Annotated in this window: 8 protein-coding genes; 6 read left to right on the top strand and 2 right to left on the bottom strand. The window is 66.4% G+C overall.

Annotation, left to right across the window (positions count from 1 at the left end; all coding sequences use genetic code 11):
• The 6 genes from AB4Y86_RS06985 to AB4Y86_RS06960 all read left to right on the top strand — a co-directional run.
• On the top strand, window positions 1–590 hold a 590-nt coding region (locus tag AB4Y86_RS06985), incomplete at its 5' end, for a F0F1 ATP synthase subunit gamma (protein WP_441401328.1).
• An 82-nt stretch (window positions 591–672) separates the two neighbouring features.
• A complete protein-coding gene (gene atpD / locus AB4Y86_RS06980) occupies window positions 673–2,127 on the top strand; it encodes a F0F1 ATP synthase subunit beta (protein ID WP_441401326.1) in 1,455 nt (484 codons plus the stop codon).
• Window position 2,128: 1 nt separating this feature from the next.
• The gene (locus AB4Y86_RS06975; RefSeq protein ID WP_104172348.1) at window positions 2,129–2,413 is read left to right on the top strand and encodes a F0F1 ATP synthase subunit epsilon; all 285 of its coding nucleotides are present in this window, start codon (window positions 2,129–2,131) and stop codon (window positions 2,411–2,413) included.
• Window positions 2,414–2,423: 10 nt separating this feature from the next.
• Complete coding sequence (locus AB4Y86_RS06970) at window positions 2,424–2,855, top strand: DUF2550 domain-containing protein (RefSeq protein WP_441401324.1); 432 nt, start codon at window positions 2,424–2,426, stop codon at window positions 2,853–2,855.
• A 5-nt stretch (window positions 2,856–2,860) separates the two neighbouring features.
• On the top strand, window positions 2,861–4,231 hold the full coding sequence (locus AB4Y86_RS06965; protein ID WP_441401322.1) for an alpha/beta hydrolase: 1,371 nt from the start codon (window positions 2,861–2,863) through the stop codon (window positions 4,229–4,231).
• The gene (locus tag AB4Y86_RS06960) at window positions 4,228–6,717 is read left to right on the top strand and encodes a rhomboid family intramembrane serine protease (RefSeq protein ID WP_441401320.1); all 2,490 of its coding nucleotides are present in this window, start codon (window positions 4,228–4,230) and stop codon (window positions 6,715–6,717) included. The genes AB4Y86_RS06965 and AB4Y86_RS06960 overlap by 4 nt, the downstream gene beginning before the upstream one ends.
• 115 nt (window positions 6,718–6,832) lie before the next feature.
• Here AB4Y86_RS06960 and AB4Y86_RS06955 read toward each other — a convergent pair whose 3' ends face one another.
• On the bottom strand, window positions 6,833–7,036 hold the full coding sequence (locus AB4Y86_RS06955; protein WP_011692441.1) for a cold-shock protein: 204 nt from the start codon (window positions 7,034–7,036) through the stop codon (window positions 6,833–6,835).
• Between the two features lie 328 nt (window positions 7,037–7,364).
• Window positions 7,365–8,060, bottom strand: coding sequence for an endonuclease NucS (gene nucS / locus AB4Y86_RS06950; protein WP_441401317.1), 696 nt, complete (start codon window positions 8,058–8,060; stop codon window positions 7,365–7,367).
• Window positions 8,061–8,157: the final 97 nt, after the last annotated feature.

Below are 8,157 nucleotides of genomic sequence, written 5' to 3'. Positions count from 1 at the left end.
GTCTCGCCGAGCTGCTCATTGAGGAAGGCAAGGAAGTCAAGACGTACGTCATGGGCCGCAAGGCACAGGCTTACTTCGACTTCCGGAACCGCCCCTACGAACGGGTGTGGACCGGCAACACCGACGCACCGGAGTTCGAGACGGCGCGTGAAGTCGGCGAGGCACTCCTCGCAGACTTCGCCACGGCCTACGAAGAGGGCGGCGTCGACGAGATCCACGTCGTCTACACCCGCTTCAAGTCCATGGTGACGCAGGAGCCGACGGTCATCCGCCTGCTCCCGCTCGAGGTCGTTGAAGAGCAGGCCGCCTCCGAATCGGAGCTCCTGCCGCTTTACGAGTTTGAGCCGGAGACGGAGCAGGTTCTCGATGCCCTGCTGCCGCGCTACATCGAGTCACGTATCTTCGCCGCCATGTTGCAGGCAGCAGCTTCCGAGCTCGCAGCCCGCCAGCGCGCGATGAAGTCCGCCGGTGACAATGCCACGGACCTCATCAAGAAGTACACGCGTCTGCGCAACACTGCCCGCCAGGCTGAAATTACGCAGGAGCTTTCCGAAATCGTGGCAGGCGCCGACGCGTTGAACGCGTCCTAGCCGGCCCCCTTCGGACCCAGCTGTACCTGCACCAAAGAACAAACTTAACCGCCCACGCCATCTACTGAGTGAAGTGAGAGAGATGACTGCCACTGCTACCGAACACGTAGCCGCAACGTCCGGTGCATCCGGCCGTATTGCACGTGTTATTGGCCCGGTTGTCGACGTCGAATTCCCGGCTGACGCAATCCCCTCGATTTACAACGCACTCACCACGGAGATTACTCTCAACGGTGAGACCAAGACCATCACCTTTGAAGTTGCGCTGCACCTCGGCGACAACCTCATCCGCGCCATCTCGCTGCAGGCGACCGACGGCCTGGTCCGCGGCACCAACGTGGTTGACACCGGTGCCCCGATCTCCGTGCCGGTCGGCGACGGCGTCAAGGGCCACATCTTCAACGTCCTGGGCCAGCCCCTGGACGTCACGGAGGCCGAGCTCGAGACGACCGAGCGCTGGCCGATCCACCGCAAGGCCCCGGCCTTCGCGACGCTCGAGGGTTCCACCGAGATGCTGGAAACCGGTATCAAGGTGATCGACCTTCTCACCCCGTACATCAAGGGTGGCAAGATCGGCCTGTTCGGCGGTGCCGGTGTCGGCAAGACCGTGCTGATCCAGGAAATGATCACCCGTGTTGCCCGCAACTTCGGCGGCACCTCGGTGTTCGCCGGCGTTGGCGAGCGTACCCGTGAAGGCAACGACCTCTGGGTCGAAATGGAAGAGGCCGGCGTCCTCAAGGACACCGCCCTTGTCTTCGGCCAGATGGATGAGCCGCCGGGAACGCGTCTGCGCGTGGCCCTGTCCGCGCTGACCATGGCGGAGTACTTCCGCGATGTGCAGAACCAGGACGTGCTGCTCTTCATCGACAACATCTTCCGCTTCACGCAGGCAGGTTCCGAGGTTTCCACCCTCCTCGGCCGCATGCCGTCCGCCGTGGGCTACCAGCCCAACCTGGCTGACGAGATGGGCCTCCTGCAGGAGCGCATCACGTCCACCAAGGGCCACTCCATCACCTCGATGCAGGCCATCTACGTTCCCGCAGATGACTACACCGACCCGGCCCCGGCCACGACCTTCGCACACCTCGACGCGACCACGGAACTGTCCCGTGAAATCGCCTCCCGTGGTCTGTACCCGGCCGTTGACCCGCTGTCGTCGACGTCCCGCATCCTGGATCCGCAGTACATCGGACACGACCACTACAACACGGCCGTCCGGGTCAAGCAGATCCTGCAGAAGAACAAGGAACTCCAGGACATCATCGCCATCCTCGGTGTCGATGAGCTCTCCGAAGAAGACAAGATCGTCGTGTCGCGGGCACGCCGCATCCAGCAGTTCCTCTCGCAGAACACCTACACCGCAAAGCAGTTCACCGGCGTCGAAGGCTCCACCGTGTCCATCAAGGACACCGTGGAAGGCTTCACCGCGATCTGCGACGGCGACCTCGACCACATCGCAGAGCAGGCGTTCTTCAACGTCGGCGGCCTGGATGACGTTGAGCGCCAGTGGGCCAAGATCCAGGAACAGACCAAGTAATATGGCCGAGCTTGAGGTTGAGATTGTCGCAGCGGACCACTTCGTGTGGTCCGGAGCGGCCAAGATGGTCAAGGCCCGCACCAGCGATGGTGAAATCGGAATCCTGCCCGGCCACTCGCCCCTGCTGGCGATTCTGGCCGAAGGTGAACTGGCGATCGAGCCGGTGTCCGGTGACCGTATTGCTGTAGTTGTCGACGGCGGCTTCTTCTCCGTCGACAACAACAGGGTCGTCATTGTTGCTGACAACGCCCAAATGGGCGACGCGGCTACTGCGGGGATCCGCTAGCCCYACCTTGATGAACGTTACTGGTTTTCCGTTCATCGCACTGGCAACCGTGTTTGCGTTGCTGGTCTTTACACTGTGCCTATCCGGGGTGCGCCGCTTCAACTTGCGGCGCGCCCTGGGCACGGTGGACGCCTCCATCTGCGTGGCTGGAAACAGCTGGCAGATGGGGGTTTGTCGTTATCAGGACAATGACCTGGAATGGTTCCGGCTCGCCTCGCTCAGCGTGCGGCCGAAGCACACCTTCCGCCGCAGCTCGCTCGAGCTGACCGGCCGCCGTCAACCCACCGAATCCGAATTGGTCAAGGTGCAACCCGAGACCGTGATCGTCGAGCTGCGCTATGAGGGCCAGGAGGTCCTGCTGGCCATGAGGTTCGACGCCTACACCGGCCTCTCGTCCTGGCTCGAGGCCGGCCCGGTCGTCGGCGTCGGCACCTGGCGCTAGTCCCGGTGGACTTCATCGAGGACATCAGGCTGGTCGACGGTCCGGTGGTGTGGACCGCCTGGCTGGCCGGCGCGGCCGGCATGGCCTACCTGTTGTGGCGGAGCGGCCGTCGCCACACGATCAGCGCCTCCGCCGTGGTGATTGCCGCGGCCCTCATGGTTTCGGCCGCCCTCGTGGCGGGGAGCCACCTGGTGCTGATTTACGTTCTCTCCGTCTTCCCCGAGGAGCTTCCCTGGGAGACCCTGGTCTGGAGCGTCCCGGCCGTGGCGGCGCTGCTGCTGTGGTTGCTCCGGCTGCACGGCATCTGGGGACGCAGGCCCTTCCTCGCGAGCATCCCGCGCCCCGCGTTGCCGGTGGTGCACCGCGTCCGTTCGACCGCCGTGGCGTCCGCCGCCCTGCTGGGTGTCGTGGCGCTTTCCGCGGTGCAGATCAACGCCTACTTCGGGCTGAACCACACCGTCAGCGACGTGACGGGGACCGCCGTGGCCCGGATCCCTGTTCTGGAGGACGCGCTCAAGCGCCAGCCGGGGGAGAGCACCCCGGAAAGCCTGTCCGTCTGGGCGCCGCCGGCGGGCCTGCCCGCTGAAGGGACCCTCCGGAAGGCCAGCATTCCCGGCACGGTTTCCGGCTTCCGCAGCCGGGACGCCTATATTTACCTACCGCCGGCCTATCAGGGCTCACTCCGGCCGGCCCTTCCGGTGCTGGTGCTCTTCTCCGGCCAGCCCGGAGCCCCCGCGGACTGGCTGACCGGGGGCGCCCTGCGGAGCCGGATGGACCGCTTCGCCGCCGGCCACGGCGGTGTCTCGCCGGTGGTGGTCGTGGTCGATCCCAACGGCACCGCCGGCGGCAACACGCTGTGCATGGACAGCCGCATCGCCCAGGCCGACACCTTCCTGGCACAGGACGTGCCGGCGTGGATCCGAGGCACGCTCGACGTCGACCCCGACCCGCAGCAATGGGCCGCCGGCGGCTTCTCCTTCGGTGCCACCTGCGCCATGCAGATGGTGACCCGGCATCCCGACATCTACAGCGCGGCCCTGGCGTTTTCAAGCGAGAAGGAGCCGGCCATCGCCAAGGAGCGGCACAAGACCGTTGACGCGGCCTTCGGCGGCGACACCGCCGCTTTCGACCGGTTGACGCCGCTGCGCGTGATGCAGGACCGCCGCTTCGACGGCAAGGCGATCTACTTTGGGGCCGGCGACCGGGACCCGGAGTTTGTGGAGTACATGGCGCTGCTCGCCGGCGCTGCCCGGGGTGCCGGGTTCACCGTCGAAGCCCACAAGATTGCCAACGCCGGCCACTCCTGGGAGACCGCCTCCAGGGGCCTGCCGGGCGGGCTGGACTTTCTCGCGGCACGCTGGGGGATTCAGCTGTGACCGCCCTGCGCGGTGTCTGGGTCCGGTTCCGGCAGCTTCCCTTCACGCTGTCGGTGCTCGCGGTCTTCCTGTTCACGGCGGCGGCCACCGGCAGCTTCCTGGACGGTCCGCCGGAGTCGATGCTGAACGTAGCCTCCGTCAGCGCCCAGGGGCTGCAGGAGGGCCGTTGGTGGACGATGTTCACCTCGCTGTTCTTTGCGACCAACCCGCTGGCGTACCTGGCGGCGTCGCTCATGATCTTGGTCCTGCTGGGGGCCGCCGAACGGCAGCTCGGCTCGGTCCGCACCGCCGTGTTCTTCTTCGCGGGCCAGTTCGCGGCCGTGTCGCTGTTCCTGCTCGTTACCCAGCTGGCCCGCTTCGCCGGCGACGGCTGGCTGGGCCTGATGGTGGATGCCCCGCTGATCGGACCGTACGCGGCCATTCTCGCGGCGGTCCTGGCCGCCTGCGGGCTGCTGCCCACGCTGTGGCAGCGGCGGCTGCGGACCGCTGTGGTGTCCGGGGCCGTGTTGCTGGTCCTCTATGTTGGCCACCCGGAAACCGTCGTGGGCCTGGCCGGCGCTGTGGTCGGGCTGCTAGCGGGCTGGTGGTTGCAGGGGGACAAGGGCAACTTGCACCGGCACCGCTCCACCGGCCGCGAGACCCGGAATCTGCTGGCACTGACCGTCGCCATCTTCGCCGTCGGCCCGATCCTCACCGCCGCCGTACGGACCCCCACCGGACCGCTTGCGCTGCTGCGCGACGTCGTCCTCAATCCGCTGCCCACGCTGACCCAGCTGGAGCAGAACTGCGGCGGCGCCGTGGACGTCAGTTGCCTCGAGACCGGCCAGCCGGGCTTTGCCGGCCCGCTGGGCCTGGCGCTGGCGGTGGTGCCTGTGGTGCTGCTGCTGATTTGCGCGGACGGCATGCGGCACGGCAGGCAGCTCGCGCTTCGCATCGCCGTCCTGGTCCAGCTGGCAGTCACCGCCCTGGCCTCCGTCTACCTGGCGCTGTTTGCCAGGATCCCGCACTACCCCAACCGGCCGCACACCGCGCTGATGGGCTCCGGCTTTGTCCACGTCCTGCCGCTGGTGGCCGTGCCGCTGGCACTGGTGCTCCTCCTCGTCGCCAACCGGCATCTGTTCCGGGTCGAAACCACGCACCGGGCCCGCCGCATCCTGGGGCTGGCCGTCGGGGGGACCTTCCTGGTGCTCGCGGGCGGCTACGCCGGGGCCTGGTTTGCCGCCGGCGGGCTGGACCGCGACGGCGGCTGGCTGGGTCTTGCCGCGGAATTGGCCCGGCAGTACCTGCCGCTGCCCATTCCCGGCGCCTACAGCCGCGTCTTCCTGCATCGCAACGCCGTCGAGGCCTTCCTGTTCGCCTACTCGGGGATCGCCTTCTGGGTTGTGGCGCTGGTCGGTGTCTGGCTGGTGCTGCTGCGCCGGTCGCACGGCAGCGACGCCGGAACCGCGGACCGGGACGTGGTGCGCCGGTTGATTAGGCAGGGCGGCGATACCCTGTCCTGGATGGCGCTCTGGGAGCCGAACAAATACTGGTTCAGCCCGGGGCAGCGGGGGGCTGTGGCGTACCAGCAGCACGGCAACGTGGCGCTGACGCTTGCCGGCCCGCTCGGTCCGGCCGAGCGGCGCGAGGAAACGGCGGCGCAGTTCCTGGACTATTGTGCCGAGAACGCCCTCATTCCCTGCTTCTACTCGTGCACCGACGAGCTCTGGCCCATGCTCCAGGCGCGCGGTTACCGGCGGTTGGCGGTGGCGCAGGAAACCCAGCTCGGCCTGCGCGAGCTCACGTTCAAGGGCAAGGAATGGCAGAACGTGCGTACGGCACTGAACCGCGCCGCCAAGACCGGCGTGCACGCGGTCTGGGGCCGCTACGCCGATTTGTCCCCCTCGCTGCGTGCACAGTTGAGTGAACTGTCCGAAGAATKGGCCGCGCGCAAGCCGGTCCCGGAAATGGGGTTCACGCTGGGCGGCCTGGACGAGCTGGCGGACCGCGAGGTGCTGTGCTGCCTCGCCGTRGACGGCAAGGGCCGCGTTCAGGGCGTCACGAGCTGGCTGCCGGTGTACGACCGGGGGGTCCTGGTCAGCTGGACGCTGGACTTTATGCGCCGGCGCACCGACGCCTTCCCCGGGGTGATGGAATTCCTGATTGCCTCCGCAGTGGGGGAACTGCGTAATTCCGTGGAGACCATTTCACTTTCTGGCTCCCCGCTGGCCACGGAGGAATTGTCGGAGGAATCCGGAGACGATGCAAAGCCGGCCGAAGGACTCGCCGGAATTCTGGACGTGGTGGCCCGTGCCCTGGAACCGGTGTACGGATTCCGCTCCCTCGCCGTGTTTAAATCGAGGTTCAAGCCGGAATACCGCACCTTGTACCTGTACTACCAGGACCCGCTGCAACTGCCGGCAATCGGCCGCGCGCTGAGCCGGGCGTACCTTCCCGACCTTTCGGTACGCCAGAGCGCGCGCCTGTTGCGGACGCTCGTCAGCTAAGCCAATTGCGGGCGGAGAATTCGTTGCCGGGCAAAAAAGAATGACCCCCGGCAACAAGGCCGGGGATCATTCTTAGAGCAGAGGCCGCCGGGGGGGGCAGCCYCGCCGGGGGAGCCTAGACCAGCGTGACGCCGGTGGCCTGGGGGCCCTTGGCGCCCTGGCCGATCTCGAACTGAACGCGCTGGTTCTCGTCGAGGGTCTTGAAGCCGCCGGTCTGGATCTCGGAGTAGTGAACGAAGACATCGCCATCGGAGTCATCCGGGGTGATGAAGCCGAAGCCCTTTTCAGCGTTAAACCACTTCACGGTTCCCTGTGCCATTTAATTCTCCTCATTTGTGGATCTTGAGAAAGTCCGGCGCACTTTGCACCGGGCTTGGTCACTCTGCGAGAAGAACCTTGGCGTCCGTCCGGATCAACCGGGCGTTGGCGGCAGGAGCTTCGCGCTCGCAACATGTCTTGCGAGCATGAAAAACACCTACACAAAGACTGATACAAGAATTTCATGGGAGTTCCGTTAGGTCAACGGGCGCGGCGGATAATTCCAGAAATTTTATCCAAAGAGTGCGTGAACGACTTCGCCGCGCCGGAATGGACGGACGCGGCTGCCATTCCCCGCGGCGCAATTCGCCGCCAAGAGCGGGCTGCCGCTAGAAAAGCCGCGACTCGCTGTCGTCAACGCCGCGCATGGCGTCGTAGTCGAGGGTGACGCAGGAAATGCCCCGGTCGTTCGCGAGCACCTTCGCTTGCGGCTTGATCTGCTGGGCGGCGAAAATGCCGCGCACCGGGGCCAGCAGCGGGTCGCGGTTCAGGAGCTCAAGGTAGCGGGTCAGCTGCTCGACGCCGTCGATGTCGCCGCGCCGCTTCAGTTCGATGGCGACGGTGCCGCCGGCGGCGTCCCGGGCGAGGATGTCCACCGGGCCGATCGCGGTGAAGTACTCGCGGCGGATCAGCGAGAAGCCGGCGCCGAGGGTCTCGATCTGCTCGGCGAGCAGCCGCTGCAGGTCGGCCTCCACCCCGTCCTTGATCAGTCCGGGGTCCTGGCCCAACTCGTGCGAGGTGTCGTGCAGCTGCTCATGGATGTTGATGATCAGCCGGTCGTCGGTCTTCGCGGACTGCACGGTCCACTGTTCGACCACGCCGACTTCGACGTCGACCTCGTCCGGAGTGGAGACGCGGAGGCTGGCCGGCGGGCTCATCCAGTTCAGCGGCTTGTAGGATCCGCCGTCCGAATGGACCAGCACGGAACCGTCGGCCTTGACCAGCAACAGCCTGGTGGCGAGCGGAAGATGGGCTTTGAGCCGGCCGACATAATCAACGGAGCAACGGGCTATGACTAAACGCACCCGGTCAACACTACCGCCACGGCTGACTGTCCACGCCACGCCGGGCTGTCGAGCCCCCCGTCGGCGGGCCAGGGATGGGCAGGGAGCGTCCTGGCTG

The organism is Arthrobacter sp. 2YAF22_2 (assembly GCF_052114645.1).
Lineage (GTDB): Bacteria > Actinomycetota > Actinomycetes > Actinomycetales > Micrococcaceae > Arthrobacter.
Note: the sequence above shows the minus strand (reverse complement) of the source record. Positions and strands in the feature narration are given on the sequence as shown.

What these genes read in the sequence shown, in the direction of transcription:
- atpD (WP_441401326.1), top strand. Translation starts at nt 673, where the DNA reads ATGACTGCCACTGCTACCGAACACGTAGCCGCAACGTCCGGTGCATCC.
- AB4Y86_RS06955 (WP_011692441.1), bottom strand. Translation starts at nt 7,036, where the DNA reads ATGGCACAGGGAACCGTGAAGTGGTTTAACGCTGAAAAGGGCTTCGGC.
- AB4Y86_RS06975 (WP_104172348.1), top strand. Translation starts at nt 2,129, where the DNA reads ATGGCCGAGCTTGAGGTTGAGATTGTCGCAGCGGACCACTTCGTGTGG.
- AB4Y86_RS06970 (WP_441401324.1), top strand. Translation starts at nt 2,424, where the DNA reads ATGAACGTTACTGGTTTTCCGTTCATCGCACTGGCAACCGTGTTTGCG.